This is a genomic window from Silicimonas algicola (assembly GCF_003148765.1).
Lineage (GTDB): Bacteria > Pseudomonadota > Alphaproteobacteria > Rhodobacterales > Rhodobacteraceae > Silicimonas > Silicimonas algicola.
Map to the genome: position 1 here is coordinate 59165 of NZ_QGGV01000006.1, position 22240 is coordinate 81404.

Annotated in this window: 25 protein-coding genes; 13 read left to right on the top strand and 12 right to left on the bottom strand. The window is 65.4% G+C overall.

The genetic code is table 11. The features are described 5' to 3' along the window. Positions 1 to 37: 37 nt before the first annotated feature. Complete coding sequence (mnmC2, locus tag C8D95_RS13670) at positions 38 to 709, top strand: tRNA (5-methylaminomethyl-2-thiouridine)(34)-methyltransferase MnmC2 (protein WP_146203001.1); 672 nt, start codon at positions 38 to 40, stop codon at positions 707 to 709. Further along, positions 706 to 1590, top strand: a complete 885-nt coding sequence (locus tag C8D95_RS13675; protein ID WP_241239706.1) for a DMT family transporter — start codon at positions 706 to 708, stop codon at positions 1588 to 1590. Before mnmC2 ends, C8D95_RS13675 begins: the two co-directional genes overlap by 4 nt. Here the strand turns inward: C8D95_RS13675 and C8D95_RS13680 are convergent. Continuing rightward, the gene (locus C8D95_RS13680) at positions 1587 to 2195 is read right to left on the bottom strand and encodes an MlaC/ttg2D family ABC transporter substrate-binding protein (RefSeq protein ID WP_241239705.1); all 609 of its coding nucleotides are present in this window, start codon (positions 2193 to 2195) and stop codon (positions 1587 to 1589) included. The two genes, C8D95_RS13675 and C8D95_RS13680, sit on opposite strands and share 4 nt — an antisense overlap. Continuing rightward, entirely contained in the window at positions 2188 to 2949 is a 762-nt protein-coding gene (locus tag C8D95_RS13685; RefSeq protein WP_109759758.1) for an MlaA family lipoprotein, read from the bottom strand. The genes C8D95_RS13680 and C8D95_RS13685 overlap by 8 nt, the downstream gene beginning before the upstream one ends. A gap of 170 nt (positions 2950 to 3119) precedes the next feature. Here C8D95_RS13685 and C8D95_RS13690 point away from each other — a divergent pair, with 170 nt between their 5' ends. From C8D95_RS13690 to C8D95_RS13710, 5 genes are all read left to right on the top strand, one after another. Next, complete coding sequence (locus C8D95_RS13690) at positions 3120 to 3581, top strand: RidA family protein (RefSeq protein ID WP_109759759.1); 462 nt, start codon at positions 3120 to 3122, stop codon at positions 3579 to 3581. Then, positions 3578 to 4345, top strand: coding sequence for a glycerophosphodiester phosphodiesterase family protein (locus tag C8D95_RS13695; RefSeq protein WP_109759760.1), 768 nt, complete (start codon positions 3578 to 3580; stop codon positions 4343 to 4345). Before C8D95_RS13690 ends, C8D95_RS13695 begins: the two co-directional genes overlap by 4 nt. A gap of 31 nt (positions 4346 to 4376) precedes the next feature. Then, positions 4377 to 5564 carry a GNAT family N-acetyltransferase gene (locus tag C8D95_RS13700; RefSeq protein WP_109759926.1) on the top strand — a complete coding sequence of 396 codons (1188 nt, stop codon included), beginning with the start codon at positions 4377 to 4379 and terminating at the stop codon, positions 5562 to 5564. 64 nt (positions 5565 to 5628) lie between these two features. After that, positions 5629 to 5925: a 4a-hydroxytetrahydrobiopterin dehydratase gene (locus C8D95_RS13705; protein ID WP_109759761.1), complete on the top strand. Its 297-nt coding sequence runs from the start codon at positions 5629 to 5631 to the stop codon at positions 5923 to 5925. Continuing rightward, entirely contained in the window at positions 5922 to 6779 is an 858-nt protein-coding gene (locus tag C8D95_RS13710; RefSeq protein ID WP_109759762.1) for a mechanosensitive ion channel family protein, read from the top strand. The genes C8D95_RS13705 and C8D95_RS13710 overlap by 4 nt, the downstream gene beginning before the upstream one ends. Here the strand turns inward: C8D95_RS13710 and C8D95_RS13715 are convergent. Then, positions 6776 to 7264, bottom strand: coding sequence for a peroxiredoxin (locus tag C8D95_RS13715; protein WP_109759763.1), 489 nt, complete (start codon positions 7262 to 7264; stop codon positions 6776 to 6778). The two genes, C8D95_RS13710 and C8D95_RS13715, sit on opposite strands and share 4 nt — an antisense overlap. 77 nt (positions 7265 to 7341) lie before the next feature. Here C8D95_RS13715 and C8D95_RS13720 point away from each other — a divergent pair, with 77 nt between their 5' ends. Together C8D95_RS13720 and rsmD are read left to right on the top strand one after the other, a co-directional pair. Next, positions 7342 to 8547 carry an NAD(P)/FAD-dependent oxidoreductase gene (locus C8D95_RS13720; RefSeq protein ID WP_109759764.1) on the top strand — a complete coding sequence of 402 codons (1206 nt, stop codon included), beginning with the start codon at positions 7342 to 7344 and terminating at the stop codon, positions 8545 to 8547. After that, positions 8544 to 9104, top strand: a complete 561-nt coding sequence (gene rsmD, locus C8D95_RS13725; RefSeq protein WP_109759765.1) for a 16S rRNA (guanine(966)-N(2))-methyltransferase RsmD — start codon at positions 8544 to 8546, stop codon at positions 9102 to 9104. The genes C8D95_RS13720 and rsmD overlap by 4 nt, the downstream gene beginning before the upstream one ends. Here the strand turns inward: rsmD and C8D95_RS13730 are convergent. Continuing rightward, positions 9101 to 9892: a DUF1194 domain-containing protein gene (locus tag C8D95_RS13730; protein WP_109759766.1), complete on the bottom strand. Its 792-nt coding sequence runs from the start codon at positions 9890 to 9892 to the stop codon at positions 9101 to 9103. The genes rsmD and C8D95_RS13730 overlap by 4 nt on opposite strands. Before the next feature lie 156 nt (positions 9893 to 10048). On the opposite strand from C8D95_RS13730, the gene C8D95_RS13735 reads away from it, so the two are divergent. Then, complete coding sequence (locus C8D95_RS13735; protein ID WP_241239704.1) at positions 10049 to 11191, top strand: AI-2E family transporter; 1143 nt, start codon at positions 10049 to 10051, stop codon at positions 11189 to 11191. A 9-nt stretch (positions 11192 to 11200) separates the two neighbouring features. On the opposite strand, the gene C8D95_RS13740 is transcribed toward C8D95_RS13735, so the two are convergent. The 3 genes from C8D95_RS13740 to pyrC all read right to left on the bottom strand — a co-directional run bounded on the left by C8D95_RS13740 (position 11201) and on the right by pyrC (position 14611). After that, complete coding sequence (locus C8D95_RS13740; RefSeq protein WP_109759767.1) at positions 11201 to 12694, bottom strand: replicative DNA helicase; 1494 nt, start codon at positions 12692 to 12694, stop codon at positions 11201 to 11203. 165 nt (positions 12695 to 12859) lie between these two features. Continuing rightward, entirely contained in the window at positions 12860 to 13537 is a 678-nt protein-coding gene (locus C8D95_RS13745; RefSeq protein WP_109759768.1) for an orotate phosphoribosyltransferase, read from the bottom strand. 36 nt (positions 13538 to 13573) lie between these two features. After that, positions 13574 to 14611 (bottom strand): dihydroorotase, encoded by a 1038-nt coding sequence (pyrC, locus tag C8D95_RS13750; protein ID WP_109759769.1) that lies wholly within the window; start codon positions 14609 to 14611, stop codon positions 13574 to 13576. Between the two features lie 93 nt (positions 14612 to 14704). Between pyrC and C8D95_RS13755 the strand changes: the two genes are divergently transcribed. Further along, complete coding sequence (locus C8D95_RS13755; protein WP_109759770.1) at positions 14705 to 14995, top strand: hypothetical protein; 291 nt, start codon at positions 14705 to 14707, stop codon at positions 14993 to 14995. On the opposite strand, the gene C8D95_RS13760 is transcribed toward C8D95_RS13755, so the two are convergent. Both C8D95_RS13760 and C8D95_RS13765 read right to left on the bottom strand, forming a co-directional pair. Further along, positions 14983 to 15972, bottom strand: a complete 990-nt coding sequence (locus tag C8D95_RS13760; RefSeq protein ID WP_109759771.1) for a phosphoadenosine phosphosulfate reductase — start codon at positions 15970 to 15972, stop codon at positions 14983 to 14985. The genes C8D95_RS13755 and C8D95_RS13760 overlap by 13 nt on opposite strands. Positions 15973 to 16118: 146 nt before the next feature. Continuing rightward, the gene (locus C8D95_RS13765) at positions 16119 to 17339 is read right to left on the bottom strand and encodes an acyl-CoA dehydrogenase (RefSeq protein ID WP_109759772.1); all 1221 of its coding nucleotides are present in this window, start codon (positions 17337 to 17339) and stop codon (positions 16119 to 16121) included. A 172-nt stretch (positions 17340 to 17511) separates the two neighbouring features. Here C8D95_RS13765 and C8D95_RS13770 point away from each other — a divergent pair, with 172 nt between their 5' ends. Further along, the gene (locus C8D95_RS13770; RefSeq protein ID WP_241239703.1) at positions 17512 to 19524 is read left to right on the top strand and encodes an OmpA family protein; all 2013 of its coding nucleotides are present in this window, start codon (positions 17512 to 17514) and stop codon (positions 19522 to 19524) included. Positions 19525 to 19602: 78 nt separating this feature from the next. Here C8D95_RS13770 and infC read toward each other — a convergent pair whose 3' ends face one another. Next, a complete protein-coding gene (gene infC / locus C8D95_RS13775; protein ID WP_241239702.1) occupies positions 19603 to 20115 on the bottom strand; it encodes a translation initiation factor IF-3 in 513 nt (170 codons plus the stop codon). 352 nt (positions 20116 to 20467) lie between these two features. Here infC and C8D95_RS13780 point away from each other — a divergent pair, with 352 nt between their 5' ends. Then, positions 20468 to 20836, top strand: a complete 369-nt coding sequence (locus C8D95_RS13780; RefSeq protein WP_109759773.1) for a hypothetical protein — start codon at positions 20468 to 20470, stop codon at positions 20834 to 20836. A gap of 31 nt (positions 20837 to 20867) precedes the next feature. Here the strand turns inward: C8D95_RS13780 and C8D95_RS13785 are convergent, their stop codons facing one another. Both C8D95_RS13785 and C8D95_RS22770 read right to left on the bottom strand, forming a co-directional pair. Beyond that, on the bottom strand, positions 20868 to 21704 hold the full coding sequence (locus C8D95_RS13785; protein WP_109759930.1) for a ferredoxin--NADP reductase: 837 nt from the start codon (positions 21702 to 21704) through the stop codon (positions 20868 to 20870). A gap of 69 nt (positions 21705 to 21773) precedes the next feature. Continuing rightward, positions 21774 to 22202: a DUF934 domain-containing protein gene (locus C8D95_RS22770; RefSeq protein ID WP_170121487.1), complete on the bottom strand. Its 429-nt coding sequence runs from the start codon at positions 22200 to 22202 to the stop codon at positions 21774 to 21776. Positions 22203 to 22240: the final 38 nt, after the last annotated feature.

Consider the following 22240-nt stretch of genomic DNA (forward strand, 5'->3'; position numbering starts at 1 on the left):
GTGTCGCGCCCGAACCGTCGCCTTGATAGGGCAGAGCGTGGCCGACGACCAGCATCCCCACATCCTCTGGCGAGGCGACGTTCCCGTCGCTACGGCGTTCGACGATCCCTATTTCTCGCTCGACGACGGCTTGGCCGAGACGCGCTACGTTTTCCTTGCGGGAAACGGCCTGCCAGATGGCTTCCGGCCTGGATTCCGCATCGCCGAGCTGGGTTTCGGTACGGGCCTGAATGCGCTGGTGGCTGCGCGTGCCTGGGCGGAGTCGGGGCAGGTGGGGCGCCTGTCCTTCACGAGCTTCGAGCGATTTCCGCTGACCGCCGCCGACATGGCGCGCGCGCTGGCTGTGTTCCCCGACCTCGCCGATCTGTCCCGCCCGCTGGTCGAGGCGCGAGAGCGGGGCGAGACCCGGATCGCGCTGCCCTTCCTGGATCTGACGCTCGTCATCGGCGACGCGCGCGAGACGCTGCCCCTGTGGGACGGCGCGGCGGACGCCTGGTTCCTCGACGGTTTCGCCCCGGCGCGGAACCCCGAGTTGTGGGCACCATCCCTGTTGGCGGAGGTGGCCCGCCACACTGCGCCGGGCGGGACCGCCGCAACCTACACCGCCGCGGGCGCGGTGCGGCGCGCTTTGGCCGAGGCGGGCTTCGTCGTCGAGAGGCGCGACGGTTACGGCCGCAAGCGGCACATGACCGCGGCGCGCCTGGCGTGATCGAGCAATCGAACCGACGCGGGATCGTCCTGATGATCCTGACGACGCTCGTCTTCTCGGCGCAGGACGGCATCTCGCGTCATCTCGCGGAGAGCTATAACACGCTGATGGTCGTGATGATCCGCTACTGGTTCTTCGCGGCCTTTGTCATCCTGATCTCGACCAGGAAAGCCGGAGGCGTGCGAGCCGCTGCGGCGACCTCGCAGCCCTGGCTTCAGGGCTTCCGGGGCGTCCTCCTCGCACTGGAGATCTGCGTCGCCGTTTACGGTTTTACCCTTGTGGGCCTCGTGGAAAGTCACGCGATCTTCGCGACCTATCCGCTTCTCATCACGGCGCTGGCGGGTCCGGTCCTGGGCGAGGTCGCCGGATGGCGGCGGTGGCTCGCCATCCTGGTCGGCTTCGCGGGCATGGTCATCATCCTCGACCCCGGGTCGGGCGTCTTCAAGCCGGCAGCCGTGGTGCCCTTCGTTTCGGCGCTCATGTTCGCGCTCTACGGACTTCTGACGCGATACGCCGCGCGCCGCGACAGCGCGGCGACGAGCTTTTTCTGGACCGGCACGACGGGCGCGGTGGCGATGACGGTCATCGGTCTGCCGGCCTGGACGCCGATGCAGGGGACGGACTGGCTATGGATATCGGCGCTCTGCGTCACCGGGGCGACGGGACACTGGCTTCTCATCAAGACCTACGAGGTGGCCGAGGCGAGCGCGGTGCAGCCCTTCGCGTACTTCCAACTCGTCTTCGCCTCGACGATCGGGATCCTGCTGTTTGGCGAGACACTTCGCACCAACGTCGCGGTCGGAACCGCAATCATCGTGGCTGCTGGCATCTTCACGCTGTGGCGCGCCCATGTCCGGGCGCGCCGGGGAGGCAGATCCTAGCCTGCGCGCTGGACGTCCTGGATCAGGGCGTCGATGTTGCCGCCGCGGCGGTCGAGCATCGCGCCGATCTCGGCCCGCTCCGACTTGAGAAGGCTGATGCCCTCGATCAGCAGGTCGAAGAACTTGTCCGACCCTGAACGGTCGGAGACCATGAAGCTGATCGCGAAGGGCGCCTGGCCCTTCATCTTCGCCACGGCCTGAACCTCCTGGAAGCTCTTCACGGTACGCGCGCCGGTCACCTGGATCTGGGTGCCGACGAAGTCGCGGAAGCGCTTGCCGTACTTCCGCGCCATGTAGCCCGCGAAGGCTCCGGTAAAGGCCTGCATCTGGCCGGCCGAGGCAGAGCGCGCCGGCGGCCCGAGAGCGGTGCGCGCGATGGTCGGCACGTCCGCGTAGCGGCGGAATATCTTCTCGAACTCGCCGTACATCGCGCCTTCCGAGCGACCCGAGTTGATGACGGCGTTTATCTCGGCCACGGCCTGATCGATGAGCGAGCGCGCCTGACCCTCGGTCAGCGCGAAGACCTGTCGGGGCAGGACGGCCAGCAGAAACAGGGCGGCGCCACCGGCAAGGACGGTGCGGCGGGAGATGTGGGTGTCACTCATAAATGCCCTCATATACGTCTTCATACAGGTTCTCATAGGGATCATAGGCGTTCTCGGCGGAACCCTGCCCGGTCAGCCGGAACCGTCGGCTTTCGAGGTAGTAGAGACGAAGCTGAGCATAGCTGTCAGCGCTGTCATAGAGAATGCTGTCGAGCGACTCCCCATAGGTATAGCGTGAATCCAGCACCGAGGGCAGCGCGGTCGCTGCGGCGATTTCGGTCCCGTCTTCCCATGAGTTGATCGGGTTCGTCAGCACGTCGACCACCTTGCCGAAGGCGTCGCGTTCGGTCGAAGGCCCGAAGAGCGGCAGTTCCAGATAGGCGCCCTCGCGGACGCCCCAGACGGCCATCGTGTCGGCGAACCCTGTCGGCCGCGCCTCGAGACCGAAACTGGACCCTGCGGGATCGAAGAGCCCAAAGACGCCCAGGGTCGAGTTGACGAGGAAGCGCGACAGGTTGTGGCCCGCATCCTCGATGTTGCCCTGGAGGATGTCGTTCGCCACCGTCCGGGGACCGTCGAGGTTCGAGGCGGCGTTCGACAGGCTTGCCCGGACGGGTGCCGGAACGGCGGTGCCATAAGCTTTGCCCGCAGGACGGAAGAAGATGCGGTCCGCGCCTTTGTTGGCGGCGTGCGTGGCGCGGTTCACGCTTTCGTACGGATCGTTGACGCCTCCCGACTCGCTCGGCGCAGAGCATCCGGCAAGCACCGCGAACGCGCCGACGGCGATGAAGGTTGGCAGCTTGGCGTTAGACATCCCAGAGACCCAGCAGACTAAGGTTCGATCGTGACACAGGGCTTCAAGATAAGACGAGCCCGCGCGGAATGACAGTCCGTGCCGTGAAAAGCCCCCGAAAGATAAAACATGTTGCAGAGCCGGCGCGGCCTCTGGAAGGTGGCGGCGAAATGGATGCAGGAGGCTGCCAGATGGACATCACCGCCAAGCTTGACGCAAAGGGCCTGTCGTTGCCCGAAACCCCGGCTCCAGCTGCCAACTATGTGCCGTTCGTCATCTCGGGGGACCTGGTCTTCGTTTCCGGCCAAATCTCGATGGATGCGGACGGCGCTCTCATCAAGGGCAAGCTCGGCGCCGACATGGATACGGCCGCAGGTGCCAAGGCGGCAGAGCGTTGCGCGCTGTCGCTTCTCGCGCAGCTCGGCAAGGCCGTGGGCGGCGACTTTTCGCGTCTCGGACGTGCGGTCAAGCTGACGGGTTTCGTCAACTCGACGCCCGACTTCACCGAGCAGCCGAAAGTCGTCAACGGATGCTCGGACCTGCTGGTCGACATCCTCGGCGAAAAGGGCCGCCACGCGCGGTCGGCCGTCTCGGTCGCATCGCTGCCGCTCGGCGTCGCCGTCGAGGTCGAGGCGATCTTTCAGCTCGCATGACGCCCGCCCTGCCTGACTCATTCCGGCGCATCCCCATAGCGCACCGTGGCCTTCACGACCGCGCCGCGGGGCGGATCGAGAATTCGCCCGCCGCATTCCGCGCGGCGGTCGAGGGTGGCTGGGGCATCGAGCTCGACGTCCAGCTTTCGGCGGACGGCGAAGCGATGGTCTTTCACGATTACGACCTCGAGCGGCTCACCGGGCGGGAGGGCATGGTCAGGGAACATCCGGCGGACGTGCTTACAGCGCTCGTGCTCACTGGCGGCGAAGACCGCATTCCGACCCTGCCTCAGGTGCTGGACCTTGTCCGCGGGCGGGTGCCGCTTCTGGTCGAGGTCAAGGATCAGGACGGAGGGCTCGGCCCGGATGTCGGTTCGCTGGAACAGGCTGTGGCCCGCGCGGTCGAGGGCTACGACGGCGACCTCGCCCTGATGTCGTTCAACCCCCACAGCGTCGCGGCGCTGGCCGAGCTTTGCCCGGACGTGCCGCGCGGGCTGACGACCGAAGCGTTCCGCCCCGGTGACTGGCCGGTGCCTGAGACACGTCTGTCCGAGCTGTCGGCCATCGCCGACTACGACCGCGTCGGCGCGTCGTTCATCAGTCACGGACATCGTGACCTGTCGTCGCCTCGCGTGGCGGGCCTCAAGGCGCAGGGTGCGGCCATCCTGTGCTGGACGATCCGCTCGACCGACGAGGAGACGGCGGCGAGGCGCATTGCCGATAACGTGACCTTCGAGGGCTATCTCCCGGAGCGGGCGACTTGAATTCCCTCTGCCCGGGCTCACCTTGGAGAGCGTGACCGACACCACTCTCGACATTTCGGCCCTGTCCTCGATCTCGGCCATCGACCCCGGGGACTGGGACGCCTGCGCTTGTCCCGAGGCCGCCGACGGGGGACGGCCCGACGACCCCTTCACGACACACCGCTTTCTGAAGGCGCTGGAGGACAGCCGCTCTGTCGGGCCGGGCTCGGGCTGGGAGCCGCGGCACCTTGTGGTGCGCGAAGACGAGGAGGTCATCGCGGTCGCGCCGCTCTATGCCAAGGGTCACAGCCAGGGCGAATACATCTTCGATCACAACTGGGCCCATGCCTGGGAGAGGGCGGGGGGACGTTATTACCCCAAGCTTCAGATCGCCGTCCCGTTCACGCCGGTCACGGGCCGCCGCTTCCTGGTCCGTCCGGGTTTCGAGGCGACGGGCTTCGAGGCCCTCGTCCAGGGCGCGCTTCACATCGCGACGCAGAACCGGCTGTCGTCTGTCCACGCCACATTCTGCACCGAGGACCAAGCCGAGCGTGGGGCAAAGATGGGTTTGCTTCACCGCGTAACCCAGCAGTATCACTGGCATAACGACGGCTATGGGTCGTTCGACGACTTCCTTGCGGCGTTGTCGTCCCGCAAGCGGAAGACGATCCGCAAGGAGCGCCAGACAGCGCAGTCTTTTGGCGGAGACATCGTGGCGCTGACCGGCGACGCCATCCAGCCAGAGCATTGGGACGCCTTCTGGCACTTCTATCAGGACACCGGAGCGCGGAAGTGGGGCACGCCCTACCTGACGCGCAGCTTCTTCGACATCGCCCACGAGCGTCTGCGCGACGACATCCTCCTTGTCCTCGCCGTCCGCGACGGGCGTCCCGTTGCCGGGGCGCTCAACTTCATCGGGCGGGACAGGCTTCTGGGTCGCTACTGGGGCGCGGTCGAGCACCACGACTGCCTGCACTTCGAACTCTGCTATTACCAGGCCATCGACTGGGCCATCGCTCAGGGTCTCGGCACGGTCGAGGCCGGCGCGCAGGGCGAGCACAAGCTGGCGCGGGGCTATCTGCCCGTGCCGATCCATTCGCTGCACTGGATCGCGGACGAGGGCTTCTCGCGCGCGGTCGAAGATTACCTCGTGGCCGAGCGGCGGGCGGTGGACGAGGATATCGAAGTGCTGACCGGTTTCGGCCCTTTCCGGAAAGTCACAGTGGACGAGACCGACTGACCCTTCGGGTTGACCTTCCGGACCTTAGTCCTCTTTCTTGAAGCCGCACAGAATGGATGGGCACATGGCCGAGCGACTGACGGGCGCCGCGCGGGACGCGGCACTTTCCGAACTGGCGGATCTTGGGTGGGAGGCAACGGAAGGCCGCGACGCCATTCGCCGCAATTTCCGCTTCCGCGACTTCAACGAGGCCTGGGGCTGGATGAACCGGGTCGCCCTGATCGCCGAGTCCATGAACCACCATCCCGAATGGACCAACGTCTACAATCGGGTAGAAGTCATTCTTACCACACACGATGCCAAGGGCCTGACGTCGCTCGATGTCGACCTGGCGCTGCGCATCGGCAAGCTCGGTCAATGAATTACGTCGAAGAGCTGATGGCGTTCAGGATCGGCGAGACGACCGTGGGCGAGCTTCTGACACTTCAGTTCCTTCTGGGCGCGGTCGGGCAGGTCGTGCTGGCGGCGATCATTCTGATCGCGGGTTTCGTGATCGCGGGTTTCGCTCGCAAGCGGATCGTCCGGCTGACCGACCGTTCTCGGCACATCGACAAGACCATGGGCGGGTTCCTGGCGAACCTCGCGCGCTACGCGATCCTCGCGCTGACGCTGATCTTCGTCCTCCAGCAGTTCGGCTTCCAGACCGCCTCGCTCGTGGCGCTTCTCGGCGCCGCCGGGCTTGCGATCGGACTGGCGCTTCAGGGCGTGCTTGGCGGTGTCGCGTCAGGCGTGATGCTGGTGGTGTTCAGGCCGATCAAGCTGGGCGACTTCGTCGAGGTGAACGGCCATACCGGGACGGTGAAGGACATCTCGATCTTCACCACAGAGCTTGCGACGCTGGACAACGTTCAGGTCATCATTCCCAACACCGAGGTCTGGTCGAACACGATCAAGAACTATTCGGTCTACGACAAGCGCCGGGCCGAGTGGATCTTCGGCGTCAGCTATGACGCCGATCTCAAGGCGGCCGAGCAGATCATCCGCGACACGATCTTCTCGGATCCGCGCTCGCTGTCCGAGCCCGCGCCGTTCCTCCAGGTCAACAACCTGGGCGATTTCTCGGTCGATTTCCTTGTGCGGTGCTGGGTGCCGGCGACGGACTACTTCCAGTACCAGGCCGACATGAAGCGCGCGGTGAAAGAGGCGTTCGACGCGAACGGCATCGACATCCCCTTCCCGACGCGGACCGTGCTGCGAGCGGACGCGGGCTCCTAGATCTTCTCGAGCAGCGTCTCGCCCGCCGTCAAGTCGCAGGCCCCGACCTTTTCTTCGAGTTGGAGCACCTTCACGACGCCGTCCTCGACCAGCATGGCGCAGCGCTGCATCCGGTCCTTGAACCCGATGGCAGGCACGCTGAACTGAAGACCGAGCGCTTTCGTCAGCTCGGAATCCCAGTCGGCCAGCATGGTGATGCCCGCCTCCTCGGCGCCGGAGGACTTGCCCCAGTGCGACATGACGCGAACGTCGTTGACGGCCACGCAGACGATTTCGTCCACGCCCTTGTCGCGGAAGGCCTGCGCGGTGCGGATGAAGCTGGGCAGATGGGCGGCCGAGCAGGTCGCGGTATAGGCCCCGGGCAGGCCGAAGAGAACCATCCTCCGGCCGCTTGCCCGTTCGGCGATGTCGATCTCGGCGACCGTGTCGTCCTTCTGATGCAAAACCTTCGCCGAGGGGAGCTTGTCCCCGACTTTGATCGCCATGTTCCTGCCTCTGTCGTTTGCCTTCGTCCCGGCCAGCATATAATCGGGCGGAGAGGGACGACCAGAGGCGACGTGGCATGACGGGCATTCTCATCGTGGGCGGCGGACAGGCGGGATCGACGCTGGCGCAGACCCTGCGGTCCGAAGGCTACGAGGGGCGCGTCATGGTTCTCGGAGCCGAGCCGGTTCTGCCCTACGAGCGGCCTCCGCTTTCGAAGGCTTATCTCATGGGAGAGGTGGAACAGGAGCGGCTCTATCTGCGTCCTGCCGCGATCTACGAGGAGTGGAAGATCGAGATGCGTCTGGGCACCCCGGTGACGGGTATCGACACGGCGACCCAGACGGTGACGGCGGGCAACGAGACGCTTGGCTATGACGAACTGGCGCTTTGCACGGGGTCGGTCCCGAACCGCCTGCCCGCGGCCATCGGTGGTGCGCTCGACGGCGTCTTCACCGTGCGGTCGCTTGCGGACATCGACCGGATGAAGACGCGTGTCTCACCTGGCGCGCGTGTGCTCGTCGTCGGCGGCGGCTACATCGGGCTCGAGGCCGCGGCGGTCGCGTCAAAGCTGGGGCTGTCGGTGACCGTGGTCGAAATGTCCCCGCGCATCCTGAGCCGTGTCGCCGCACCCGAGACTTCGGACGTCATCCGCGCCGAGCATGAGGCGCATGGAGTCCGGATCCTGGAAGGATGCGGACTGGTGCGCCTGACGGGCGAGGGGCACGTCAACGGGGCGGAACTGACGGACGGCAGCGTTCTCGAGATCGATTTCGCCATCGTGGGAACCGGTATCCGACCCGATACCGCCCTCGCCGAAGCGGCAGGGATCTTCTGCGACAACGGGATCGCGGTCGATGAGATGGGCCGCACCTCGGCCCCTCATGTCTGGGCGGCGGGGGACTGCGCGTCGTTTCCTTACAAGGGCGGGCGGATGCGACTCGAGTCGGTCCAGAACGCCATCGACCAGGCGCAGGCGGTGGCGCGGAACATGCTGGGGGCGAATGTACCTTATGTCCCCCATCCCTGGTTTTGGTCGGACCAGTACGACCTCAAGCTCCAGATCGCGGGGCTGGGGACGGGATATGACCGGATCGTGGTGCGCGAGGGCGAGGGCGGACGGTCGCACTGGTACTTCAAGGACGGCCGCCTTCTCGCGGTCGACGCCATCGACGCGGCGCGGGACTACATGGTGGGCAAGCGTCTTCTCGAAATGGGGCGGACAGTCGATCCCGAGGCGGTCGCCGACGCTTCGACCAACCTCAAGGCGCTGCTGAAAGGATGAGGATCATCGGCGGCCGGATGCGCGGGCTTGGCCTCGCGCCGGTCGGCGAAGGGGACGCCGCTGCGCATCTGAGGCCCACGTCGGACCGGGTGCGCGAAAGCCTCTTCAACCTGCTGGAGGGCGGACGGCTGGGCCGGCCGGTGCCGGGCGCCATCGTCCTCGACCTGTTTGCCGGCACTGGCGCCCTCGGTCTCGAGGCCTTGTCGCGGGGCGCGGACCAGGTCGCCTTCGTCGAATCCAGGCGTCCGGCGCTGAAACTTCTCGACGCCAATATCGCCCGCGCCCGCGCTTCCGACCTTGTCCGGGTTCTGAAGCGCGATGCGACGCGGCTTGGGCCCGTCGAAGGCCCCGCTGCGACGCTCGTCTTTCTCGACCCGCCCTATGGCAAGGATCTGGGCCAGGCGGCGCTGGCGTCGGCGGATGAGGGCGGCTGGATCGCGCCCGGCGCGCTGATTGCCTGGGAGGAGAGGAGCGAGCAGGACGCGCCTGCGGGCTTCATCCGACGCGATGCGCGGCGCTACGGAGACACCTGGTTGACCTTCCTGGAACGGACCTAGGGTTCGCCCCAGATCCGGTCCCTTTCGCGTCTCAGCTTTTCGCCCACCAGACAGTCGTAGCCGTCAGGCGTGCGTCCGGTCCGCGCCGCCAGCACCACCTCGGGCGGACCCGCGAGTTCGAGCACGAGTTTCCGGCGTACGGCCATGGGGAAGTCGCCCCATTCGAGGACCGGGATGACAAAGGCGCCGGGACCGCCGATCACACAGGTCTGGTAATAGACGTCCAGATCGTCGATCCCCCACCGGGAGGTCGAGTCCTCGGTCATCAGCGGAAGACCGTTGATGACGATACCCGCCCCGACCGCCGCGTCGCGCGCTTCCGTCACCGGCACCCCGTCGTTGTTGGGCCCGTCGCCGGAGAGGTCGATGACGCGCCGCAGTCCCTCGAAATCGTTGGTCTCGATGTCGAAGTGCGCATATTCGATCGCGCCGGAGATCGAGGTCCGCCGCATCGAAAAGTCGAAGTCCGCCGTCAGTTGCCGTGCCACGGCCTCGGCCGCCTCGCGCCCGTCGATCACCGTCCAGGGCACCACGACGCGCTGAAGGTAGCGTCCGGCCCATTCGACATAGGTAATGGCGATCCGACCAGTATAGCTGTTTTCGATGACCTTGACGACCTCGTCGGATGCTATGGCTGCGGCATAGCCACGCCGCTGTATCTCAAGCTCTTCCGGTCCCATGCTGCGCGAGACGTCGACCATGAGCGACAATTCGACGTCGACCTCGACGGCCTGGGCCCACAGAGGCAGGGCGGCGAGGCAGAGGATGAGGCCGAGGCGCCAGCGCATATTCCGATGATGAACGATTGGCGGGAAATGTCGAGGCTTGACCGCCCGCGATCCTGCTTCCCACTCTGGAACGCAAACCTGCATCGCGCGTTCAGCACGTAACAACGGGGTCAGAAGTTGCAAATTTCTCCTAACAAGTACGCGAACTGGGCCCTGGTGACACTAGCACTGCTCGCGACAGTTACCGCCATTGTCGTTGCCCGGTCGTTCCTGATGCCGGTCTTCATGGCTTTCCTGCTGTCGATCACGGTCAGCCCCATCCGCCGCGTTCTTCAGCGTCGCGGCGTGTCTCCCGTCATCACCGCAACTGTCGTGGTGAGCCTCCTCGTGGTCAGCCTGTCGTCGCTGGTCTACTTCCTCTCGGGGCCCGTGGCGGACTATGCCGAGAATTCCCGCGCCATCGCCATGGACGTCGAGCAGAAGCTGCGCGGCGTGTCCAACGCGATCGAGAAGGTCGCCGAAGCGACGGACCAGGTCACCGAAATGGCCACGATGGACGACGCGGATCCGACGGAAGAGACGGTCGTCGTCCAGAACGGTCCTGACCTTGTCACTGCGACACTTTACAGCGCGCCGGTCGTGGTCGGTCAGGCGATCTTCACCTTCGTCCTGCTGTTCTTCCTGACAGCGTCTGGCGACATGTTCTACCAGAAGCTCGTCCAGGCCAGCCCGACCTTTCGCGACAAGAAGCGCGCGATCCAGATCGCCTACGACATCGAGAAGAAGCTGTCGCGCTACTTCCTGACCATCACCATCATCAATGCCTGTCTCGGTATCGGGGTCGGACTGGTTCTGTGGTGGGTGGGGATGCCGAACCCGCTTCTGTTCGGTGTTGCGGCCTTTCTTCTGAACTTCATTCCCTACCTCGGCGCGATCGCCGGGGTGGCCATGACCTTCGCCATCGGTCTCATCTCGTTCGATACGGTCGGGCAGGCGACACTGGCGGCGGGCTCGTACCTGTTCCTGACGACGCTCGAGGGACAGTTGATCACGCCCTACGCGGTGGGACGAAGCCTGAAGCTGAACGCCGTGATCGTGTTCATCGCCGTCGCCTTCTGGGGATGGGCCTGGTCTGTCATCGGGATGTTCGTGGCCGTCCCCGCGCTGATCGCCGTCCGCGTCTTCTCGGAGCATATTCCGACCCTGGCCGGCCTGGGGATCTTCATCTCGGGCACGGAAGAGGAAGAAGAGGACGAGGTCGTCGAGGAAGTCCCAGCCGAAGACGGCAAGGCGGCCGAAGTCGTCCTCGTCGATCCCACTCCGCTGGACGATCTTCCACCGGCCACCGTCGCGCCCTGAAGCGGGGTCTCAGAACCCCTCGTCACCGCCCGCCTGCTGCCAGGGCTTCACGAGGTTGCCGAAGCGGGTGAAGCGGCCTTCGAAGGAAAGCTCGATCGTGCCGATGGGGCCGTGCCGCTGCTTGCCGATGACGATCTCGGCGCGGCCGTGGAGACGTTCCATCTCCTCCTGCCAGACCGCGATCTTCTCGAGTTCGTGGTCGCCCGGCTTCTCGCGTTCCTTGTAGTACTCTTCGCGGAACACGAACATCACGACGTCGGCGTCCTGCTCGATCGAGCCAGACTCGCGAAGATCGGAGAGTTGGGGTCTCTTGTCCTCGCGGTTTTCGACCTGGCGCGAGAGCTGGGACAGCGCGATCACCGGAATATCCAGTTCCTTTGCGATGGCCTTCAGGCCTTGCGTGATCTCGGACACCTCGTTCACGCGACTGTCCTTCGCGGTCGCCGGACGAACCAGCTGGAGGTAGTCGACGATCAGCACGTCCAGCCCATGTTCGCGCTTCAGGCGCCGCGCGCGGGCGGCGAGCTGGCTGATGGGAAGGGCAGGCGTGTCGTCGATGTAAAGCGGGCAGGCCTCCAGCGCCTTGGCGGCCTCGACGAAGCGGCGGAACTCGGTTTCGGTCATGTCACCGCGGCGGATCTGCTCGGAGGGCACCTCGGCGGCTTCCGAAAGAATCCGGGCCGCAAGCTGTTCCGCCGACATCTCGAGAGAGTAGAAGCCCACAACTCCGCCGTCCACGGCGCCTTCAGAGCCGTCCGGCCGGGTGCCTTTGCGATAAGCCTTGGCGATATTGAAGGCGATGTTGGTGGCGAGCGACGTCTTTCCCATCGAGGGTCGGCCAGCCAGGATCAAAAGGTCGGACTTGTGAAGACCTCCGAGCTTCTTGTCCATGTCGACCAGGCCGGTCGAGATGCCGGCGAGGCCGCCCTCGCGCTGGTAGGCGGCGTTGGCGATGTTCACGGCATCCGTGACGGCCTTGAGGAACGACACGAAGCCTGACGTGGACGTGCCCTGTTCGCCCAGCTTGTAGAGCGCCTGCTCGGCCTCAACGATCTGCTCCTTGGGGTCGTTCGCCACATCGACCTTGCGGGCCTTCGAGACGATGTCGCGGCCAAGGTCCATGAGCTTTCGGCGGATCGCCAGCTCATAGATCATCTGCGCGTAATCGCGCGCCGCGAAGGACGAGATCGCCGCACCGGCGAGGCGGGCAAGATAGCTTGGGCCGCCAAGCTCCTGGAGGCCGGGATCGTCTTCGAGGAACGCCTTCAGCGTGACCGGCGAAGCGAGCGCGTTCTTCGCGATGCGGCTTGCGGCGATCTCGTAGATGCGCGCGTGGACCGGATCGTAGAAATGCACTTCGCTGATGATGTTCGCGACGCGGTCGTAGATCTCGTTGTTCGTGAGGATCGCGCCGAGCAGTTGTTGCTCGGCCTCGATGTTATGCGGAACGGCCTCGTCCCCGGCCTGCTCGTCCGCGCGCCTGATTTGAGCGACTTCGCTCATTGCTGCCCCTCTCGATTCTTTTTGCCCTGTCCCGCAGCCGTCCTACGCCGCCCGGAACGTCCGCGCCATCTGGATATCCTGTGGACAGCCTGTGGACAGAGTTGTGCGGGCTCATCTTGCGGGCATCGGCTGCCTCGCGTCAACATCTGGTGCGCCAAAAGCGGCTTAAGACTTGCGCGCTTCCTGCCAGGCGCGGGGAGCGCGCAGGAAGGTCTCGACCTCCTTCAGCGTCGCTTCATCGAACCGCTCTCCCGCCCGCGCCGCTTCCAGCACGTCCCACCAGGTGCAGAGGTGATGAAGGGCGATGCCGTGGCCGGCGAGGGTGTCCATCGTCTCGGGGAAGATGCCGTAATAGAAGATGACTGCGGTGTGCCCGCATGTGGCGCCCGTCTCGCGGATCGCGTCGACGAAAGACAGCTTCGAGCCGCCATCGGTCGTCAGGTCCTCGATCAGGAGGACGCGCTGGCCTTCGGTCATCACGCCTTCGATGCGCGCGTTGCGGCCGTATCCCTTTGGCTTTTTGCGCACATAGGTCATCGGTAAGGCCAGCCGCTCGGCCACCATGGCGGCGAAAGGAATGCCCGCCGTTTCCCCGCCCGCGACGTTGTCGAAGGCCTCGAAACCCGCGTCGCGCATCACGGTGACCGCAAGAAAGTCCATAAGCGTCGAGCGGATGCGGGGGTACGAGATGAGCTTCCGGCAGTCGATATAGGTGGGCGAAGGCAGGCCGGAGGCGAGCGTGAAGGGCGTCTCGGCGTTGAAGTGGACCGCGCCGATCTCCAGAAGCATCTTCGCCGTCAGCCGGGCGATCTCGTCCTTCTCGGGGAAACTGCTGGGGATCATCGCGCCTGCCTCTTCATCTTGTTCCAAATACGCAAGTCACACCACCCGCCAGTGCAGCGGACGGCCCGGATCGAAGACCGTGACGGAACCCGCGCCGGTCTCGACCGCCACCGGGATCTCCAGCGGATCGCCCTTCTCCAGCGTGACCGTGCCCTCGTTCCGGGGCAGGCCGTAGAAACGCGCGCCGTTCTCGGACACGAAAGCCTCGAGCCGGTCCAGCGCACCCGCCTCGTCGAAGACCTCGGCGAGGCAGGACAGGGCCACGGGAGCGGTGAAGCAGCCCGCCGCGCAGCACTCGGCTTCCTTGCGGTCGGTCGGGTGCGGGGCGCTGTCGGTCCCGAGGAAGAAGCGCGGACTGCCGCTCGTCGCCGCCTCGAGCAGCTTTGGGCGATGGGTGCCGCGCTTGAGGATGGGCAGACAGTAGAAGTGCGGACGCAGGCCGCCGACAAGCATGTCGTTCCGGTCGAGCATCAGGTGCTGGACGGTGATCGTCGCGGCCAAGTCGTCGCCTCCACTGGCGGCATAGGCCGCCGCCTCGGAGGTGGTGATGTGCTCCATCACGACCCGCAGACCGGGCGTCGCGCGGCGGATCGGGTCGAGCACCTCGTCGATGAAGACGGCCTCGCGGTCGAAGATGTCGATCTCGGGACGCGTCACCTCGCCGTGGACGCAAAGCGGCAATCCGGTCGCGGCCATGCGCTCCAGCACGGGGCGCACCCGGTCGAAGTCACGGACGCCCGAGGCCGAGTTGGTCGTGGCGCCGGCGGGGTAGAGCTTGACCGCCTTCACGAGACCCGTCTCCGCCGCCTTCGCCACGTCGGCGGGGTCGGTGTCCTCGGTCAGGTAGAGCGTCATCAGCGGCTCGAAGGTCATGCCCTCGGGCAGCGCGTTCAGGATGCGGTCGCGATAGGCCGCGGCGTCGCGTCCTGTGACGACGGGCGGCACGAGGTTCGGCATGACGATGGCGCGGGCGAAGTGGCGCGCCGACCAGGGCAGAACGCCGTCCAGCATGGCTCCGTCACGCAGATGGAGGTGCCAGTCGTCGGGGCGGCGGAGGGTCAGGCGGTCCGTCATGGGTTCCCTCTAGCCCAACCCTTCGAGAGGGGCCAGAGGCGCTGCACGGCGCAGAGAATGGGTGTAGACTGGAGAAAAGAGGAGGAGGACCGGATGCTCGTCACGTTCTTGCTGGGCCTGTTCGCGGGATGGGCCGCCGACCGGGCGGAACCTCAGGTCACGTCGCTTCTGTCGGGGCTGCTTTTGCCGGACGATCCTCCGTTCGATCCAGCCGAGGCGCGGGCGCTCTCGCTGGCGCTGTGCCTTCTGGTGGCGGCGGTGATGTCGTGGGTCCTTGCCGTGCCGCACGCGGTTCCGCTGGCCCTGGGCGGCTGCATCGGCGTGGTGCTGCCGAGGGTGCGGGATCGGGTCAGGGCGGCGCGCACGCCGGACTACGACACCTGAGGGCTGTCCGCGGTCTCGTCCTCGTCGTCGACCGGATCTTGGCTGTGCCCGTTGCCAGCGGCGATGCGCCGTTCGGCGGCTTCGAGGTGATGCTTGAAGCGCGGGATGGGCTGTTCCGCAAGAACGGCCCGGCAGAGGCGCGCGGTCAGGCGCGGCCGATCCTCGGCCAGGACGCGCGACAGGAGCGCACGCAGATAAGGCACATGCCGCCGCCGCTTCCGCATCTCGTGGGCCAGGGTGGCGAAGTCCAAGGTGCCGCGCGACGCGTGGTCGGACAGCTTCGAAATCAGGGACAAGGTGCGCAGGTCGCTCTCGATGGCCCCGGCGCGCCCCCTGCGATAGCGGAAGTGATGCACATTCGGTCCGCGGAAGAGGCTTGCGTGCATCGCGTCCTCGGTCTCTTCGGGGTCGAAGAGGACATAGGCCGCCTCGGCCGCCTCTATCATGTCGGGGGCGTAGCCGTAGCGCGAGCGGAACTCGAGCCGGCGCGTCGACGGAAAGCGGTCGTCCCAGCCCGTCAGGCGGCGATCGAGCGTGGCCTGGGGCGAGACGAGGAGCGCCGTCGATCCGGGCGCTGCGACCGAGAAGGCTGCGGCGGCATAGCCACACATGCCTGCACCGTAGAAGATGACGCGGTCGAAGTTCTCGAAGAACCCGTGGTCCACCAGTCCGTCGAAGTAGCTGAAAAGGCGGCGGTCGCGAAACCAGTCCTGCCTCGTGGCGATCAGCGTCAGGTGCGACCAGCCCTTGCGCGCGGCCATGTCGAAGGCCAGCGGCATGCCGGTGTCGCTGACCGACCGGATCGTGAAGAGGGTCTCGAAAGACACGAAAAGGACGTCGTGCGATTGTTCAATGAACACCGCCGCATGGTCGTCCCCTAGAGATGTGTAATATCCCTCCCTCTCGCCGATCTCCCTGAGCGCATGCAGCCACTCGGAATCCGACAGATCGGTGGAGATAGCAGCCCCCGCCACCATTCACTCGTCCTCACAACACGAGGGTCACCATAGACGTGGTCCGTGCGACTCGGCAAGGATATGGGCGTGATGGGGGCAGACTGTTTCGTTCGGGGCAACCGGACCGCTGCGGCGCCCCGGTTGTCCCTGATGTGGGGGTCAATGACCTAGAAGAACGCCTGGAGTCCGGTCTGCGCGCGGCCAAGGATCAGGGCGTGGATGTCGTGTGTACCCTCGTAGGTGTTCACCGTCTCAAGGTTCATGACGTGCCGGATGACCTGGTATTCCTCCGAGATTCCGTTTCCGCCGTGCATGTCGCGGGCCATGCGCGCGATGTCGAGCGCCTTGCCGCAGTTGTTGCGCTTGATGAGAGAGATCATCTCGGGTGCGGCGCGACCCTCGTCCATCAGACGGCCGACCCGTAGCGCCGCCTGAAGGCCGAGGGAGATCTCGGTCTGCATGTCCGCGAGCTTTTTCTGGAAGAGCTGCGTGCCCGCGATCGGCTTGCCGAACTGCTTCCGGTCGAGCCCGTATTGCCGGGCGGCCTGCCAGCAGAACTCGGCCGCGCCCATGACGCCCCACGCGATCCCGTAGCGCGCGCGGTTGAGGCAGCCGAACGGACCCTTGAGTCCTTCGACGTTCGGCAAGAGGGCATCCTCGCCAACTTCAACGTTGTCCATGACGATCTCGCCCGTCACGCTGGCCCTCAGGGACTGCTTGCCGGTGATCTTGGGGGCAGAAAGCCCCTTGGCCCCCTTTTCCAGAACGAAGCCGCGAATTGCATTGTCGTGGGCTTCGGACTTGGCCCAGATCACGAAAACATCCGCGATGGGACTGTTCGAAATCCACATCTTGGCGCCGTTGAGGACGTATCCGCCCTCGGTTTTCTTCGCCACGGTCTTCATGCCCGCCGGGTCGGAGCCGGCATCGGGTTCGGTCAGTCCGAAGCAGCCGATGAGGCTGCCGGCGGCGAGGCCGGGCAGGAACTTCTGGCGCTGTTCGTCGGTCCCATAGGCGTAGATCGGATACATCACGAGAGACGACTGGACGGACATCATCGAGCGATAGCCCGAGTCGACGCGTTCGATTTCCCGCGCGACGAGGCCATAGGTGACGTATCCCGCGCCCAGGCCGCCAAGATCCTCGGGCAATGTCACGCCCAGAAGTCCCGCTTCCCCCATCTCGGCGAAGATCTCGGGCTCTACGCGTTCCTCGGCATAGGCCGCGCGCACACGAGGCGACAGGCGGTCGGCTGCGAAGGCCCGCGCGGCATCGCGGAGCATCCTTTCGTCCTCGTCGAGCTGATCCTCGAGAAGGAACGGATCGGCCCAGTCAAAGCGGGCGAGAGATGGCGCATCCTTCGGCTTCAGGCGGTCGTGCGCGTTCATGTCGGTCCTCCGTCAGGGCGATTGGGGTATTCAGCTAAGGTGGTCCCTAACCGGCGGCAATGGCAATGCGGATCTCCGCCGCGTGGGGACATCGCTCCGGAACAGCTTTACCCTCCACGCGTTATGGTGACGACGCTCTGCAAAGAGCACTCAAAGGATTGGAGTGAATTCAATGGTTTCGCTGAAAAACACCACAGCCCTGATGGCCTGCGTCGCGTTGGTCGCGCCGAATGCGCTGATTGCGCAGAATGTGCCGGGCGGCCTTACGCAGCAGCTTGCGGCCGAAGCCGGGCTTGAAATGTGCGACGGCGACGCGCCTGACGCGCCTTGCGTCTCGGAAGACGGATTCCTGGTCGTCCAGCGCCCGACCGACGGTCTGGCAGCCTGTGATGCCGAGACCCCGGTGCCGTGCGTGACGACCGAAGGCCTGGTGAAGGTCGATGTGGAGTCCGAAATCGGACAACAGGTTCTCGCCAATCGCCAGTCGCAACCGAATGCCGAGTCCGAAGCGGCGGCAGGCGATCAGCCCGCCGAGGAAGCCGCGCCGGTCGATGTCGTGACCGAAGAGCCTGCTGTCACCGAAGGCGAGGCGGCGCTCCAGGCCGATACAACTGCCGAAGCTGACACCGCTGCCCAGCCGCAAGAAGGCACGGCTGACGGCACCATCTCGACCGACACCACAGCCGACTCCGCTGTCCCGCCGACCGAAGAACAGGCGAACGAAGGGTCGACCATCGAGGAAGACACTGGCGCGAACGTCGTCGAAGCGCCTGAAGCTACAGAAGAGGCTCCCGCCGATGAAGGCGCGGTCGCTGAAACCGAGGCCGAACAGCCTGTCGAAGCCGAGACAACTGCAGAGGCCGAGCCGGCCCCCGACGTCGAAACCGAGACAACCGCAGAGTCCGAGCCGGCCCCCGACGTCGAAACCGAGACAACTGCAGAGGCCGAGCCGACTTCTGAGGTCGAAGCCGAGCAGCCAGTCGCGGGTGGCGAAATGACGGCGACCGACACAGAGCCGTCTGTTGAAGCCGAAGGCGACGTCGCCACGTCCACCGAAGACCCGGTTGAAAGCATTGACGCCACCGAGCCCGAAGCCCCGGTTGAAGAGATCGTCGAGGTCGAAGAAGCGCCTTCGGCGGCTGCCGCTGCTGCCGATGGGACGGCGGAAGCCCCGGCTGACGTGACCGTCGAGACCGAGGAAGTGACCGAAGACACCTCGCGGTCGTCTTCCGAAGAGTTCCAGACCACTGCGACGGGAGATGCGTCCGCGCAAGCCGAGGTCGGAGGCGACGATGGGCTTTCGAACTTCGAGAAGGCTCTTCTGATCGGTTTGGGCGCCGTGGCCGTTGGCTCGATCCTGAACAACGGCGACGAGGTCGTCTCGAACTCCGGTGACCGGATTGTGCTGCGGGAACCATCGGGCGACCTGCGCGTCCTGAAAAACGACGACGCGCTTCTGCGTCAGCCTGGTTCCGAGGTGCAGACCGAAACCTTCAGCGACGGCTCGACGCGCAGCACCGTGACCCGTGATGACGGGACGCAAATCGTGACGATCCGCGCCGCTGACGGTCGGGTCGTGCGCCGTGCGCGGATCCTGCCCGATGGCCGCCAGATCGTGCTGTTCGACGATACGACCGAATTCGAGCCCGTTCGCGTGACCGAGCTTCCGACCATCGAGAAGCGTGCGACTGGAATCGACGCGAACAACGCCGATCAATTGCGGGAGGCTCTTGCCGCCGCCGAGGTCAACAACCTCGACCGCAGGTTCTCGCTTCGTCAGATCCGGCAGATCGAACAGGTCCGCGCCCTTGCGCCCGAGATCGACGTCAATGCCGTGACCTTCGCGTCCGGCTCGGCGGCGATCCTGCCCAACCAGGCGGAAGAACTGTCGGAACTGGGCAACGCGATGAAGGACCTCATCGAAGAGAGCCCGGGTGAAGTCTTCCTGATCGAAGGTCACACCGACGCCGTGGGCGACGCGACCTACAACCTCGCGCTGTCCGACCGCCGGGCCGAAACGCTGGCGCTCGCGCTGACCGAGTACTTCGACGTGCCGCCGGAGAACATGGTCACGCAAGGCTACGGCGAATCGCAGCTTCGCGTTCAGACCGAATCCGCGGAGCGGGCTAACCGTCGCGCCACCGTTCGCCAGATCACGCCGCTTCTCGGCATGGCGATGAACTGACGGCGATTGCCATATTGAATGCGAAAGGCCCGGCGAAAGCCGGGCCTTTTGTCATCAGACTGACAGCTCAGGTCGATGTCACTTAGACGGCCCGATCATCATCACCATCTGACGGCCTTCCATCCTGGGCATGTTCTCGACCTTGCCCAGCCCGTCAACGTCCGCCGCGACGCGCTCCAGAAGGTCGCGTCCGAGGTTCTGGTGGGCCATTTCGCGGCCACGGAAGCGCAGGGTCACCTTGACCTTGTCGCCCGCCTCGAGGAAGCGCGTCACGTTCCGCATCTTGACGTCATAGTCGTGGATGTCCGTGTTGGGACGGAACTTCACTTCCTTGACCTCGATGATCTTCTGCTTTTTCCGGGCCTCGCTCTCGCGTTTCTGCGTCTCGTACTTGAACTTGCCGAAGTCCATGATCTTGCAGACGGGAGGAGTGGCGTTCGGAGAGATCTCGACGAGGTCCAGTCCGGCCTCCTCGGCCAAGGCCATGGCGCGCGCGGGCGTCACGACTCCGACGTTCTCTCCCTCGGCTCCGATGAGCCGGATTTCAGGCGCGCGGATACGGTCGTTGATCCGGGGGCCGGTGTCACGCACCGGGGGTGCGTTATGCGGTCTGCGAGCGATGGTCGATGTTCCTTGTTTCGTTACGTTTTCAGGCTGCAAAACATAGAGGTCGAAACCCTGTCTTTCAACCGGATTCGGGAGGGGAGCGGAAAGCACCCGCAGGCGGTGGGACCAGACCTGTCCCCGTGGCAAAAATGTCGAGCCGTCTGGAAATCATCACGAACCCCTGCCGCCCTTCAAGAATCCGCCGATCGCCACAGTGACGTTGCGCCGGCTTCGGCCTATTTCCGCATCGCCGAGCGAGAGGTGTTGGCAGCGTCCGCGCGTCTTGTCATGAGGACGCCGTGGGAGGGTGTTCCGGACGTTCAAGAAGGAATGCAGGATGGGGCATATTATCTGGGCATCGAGTTTCGCGGCTGTCGCCGCCTTCGTCTTCGGCATCACCGCCGGGGATCCGGACGCGGATGGGGCGCCGGTCGAGCAGAGCGTTGCGGCCGAGATGCCGTCTGCGTCTGCCGAGGTGACGGGGAACGGAAGCTGGGGCAGCGCGCTCGCCAGCGCCGCCTGGGGCATGTCCGCGCTCAGGCCAGAGACCTATAACGGCGAGATCGTTATCGATCTGCTTGAGGCGTCCCCCTTGTCCGAAAGTGAACGCGACGCCTTCGAGGCCGATCTCGCGGCAGCCGAACTGGGTCGAGCCGACCTCGACGAGGTTCTGGCCAACATCCGTCTGGCCTTGGCGTTGGACTGACGAGAGGGTCCCGGTCTGCGCCGGGAGACCGTCAGACGCCGTCGCCGACGAATGCCTTCTCGACGACGTAGTGACGCGGATCGCTGTTGGCGCCTTCCTCAAGCCCGAAGCCTTCCAGCACCGTCTTCATGTCGGTGTTGAAGGCGAGGCTTCCGCAGACCATGCCGCGGTCGGTTTCCGGCGACAGGGGCGGAATGCCGAGATCGGCGAAGACCTTGCCGCTGACGAGGTTGTCGGTGATCCGGCCCATGGTGTCACTGTCTTCGCGCGTCGTCGTGGGATAGTAGATCAGCTTGTCGGCAAAGCCTTCGCCCATCAGCTCGGCCAGCATCTCGTCCTGTCGGATGCTATCGACCAATTGGTGGCCGTATTCGAGTTCGGCCACGTCGCGGCAGGTGTGCATCATCACGATCTGGTCGTAGCGGGCGTAGGTGTCAGGGTCGCGCATCAGCGACGCGAAGGGCGCGATGCCGGTTCCGGTGGCGAAGAACCAGAGGCGCTGACCTGGCAGGAGAGCGTCGAGGACGAGGGTTCCGACCGGCTTGGGCCTCAGGATGATCTCGTCGCCGGGCTGGATGTGCTGGAGTTTCGAGGTCAGCGGCCCGTCCGGCACCTTGATCGAATAGAACTCCAACTCGTCGTCCCAGGCGGGCGAGGCGATGGAGTAGGCGCGCAGGAGCGGCTTGCCGTTGTCGCCGAGGAGGCCGATCATCACGAACTCGCCCGAGCGGAAACGCAGGCTGGCCGGCCGCGTCACGCGGAACGAGAACAGGCGGTCGGTCCAGTGCTTCACCTCGGTGACGGTCTGGGCGTCGGGCAGGGTCGCAGGCTTGGCGGCGGTCTGGGTCACGGGTCTCTGATCTGTCATCTCATTCATCCGGTCCTGCTTGGAACCGTCCCTCGTCATAGTCCTTGATGCGGGTCAATAGAAGGCGTCTCAGGCGCGCAGGCGAGCCTGGTAGTCGTGTGCCTTCCAGTTCGCGCGGGCAAGCCACTGGTCTTCGGTCTGGCGGCGGGCAAGCTCTGCCGCGATCTCGACCTCGTCGAAGCCCGAGCGCCTTGCCATCGCGTACTGATCCGCAATGACATGGCCCTTGGCGCGAAGGCGGCCATGGAAGCCCTTGAGCCTCAGGCGGCGCGCCAGCGTGAAGCCGCGACCGTCCGAGAAGCTGGGGAAGTCGATGCGGATCATGTCGATGGACTCGAGCCGCCCGTCGAGCACCGAAAGGTCGGCGTCGGGTGAAAGGTCCACCGCCAGGGCGGCTCCGGCAGTTGCCGGAAGCGTGTTCGGCGTGGCGAAACCGTGGGCCCAGTCCTCCGGTCCGAAGCCCGTGTCGGTGACGATGACGGTGTCTTCTGTCGCCATGATGTCCTCTTTCTGCGGCTCCTCGACCGGCGCGGGCA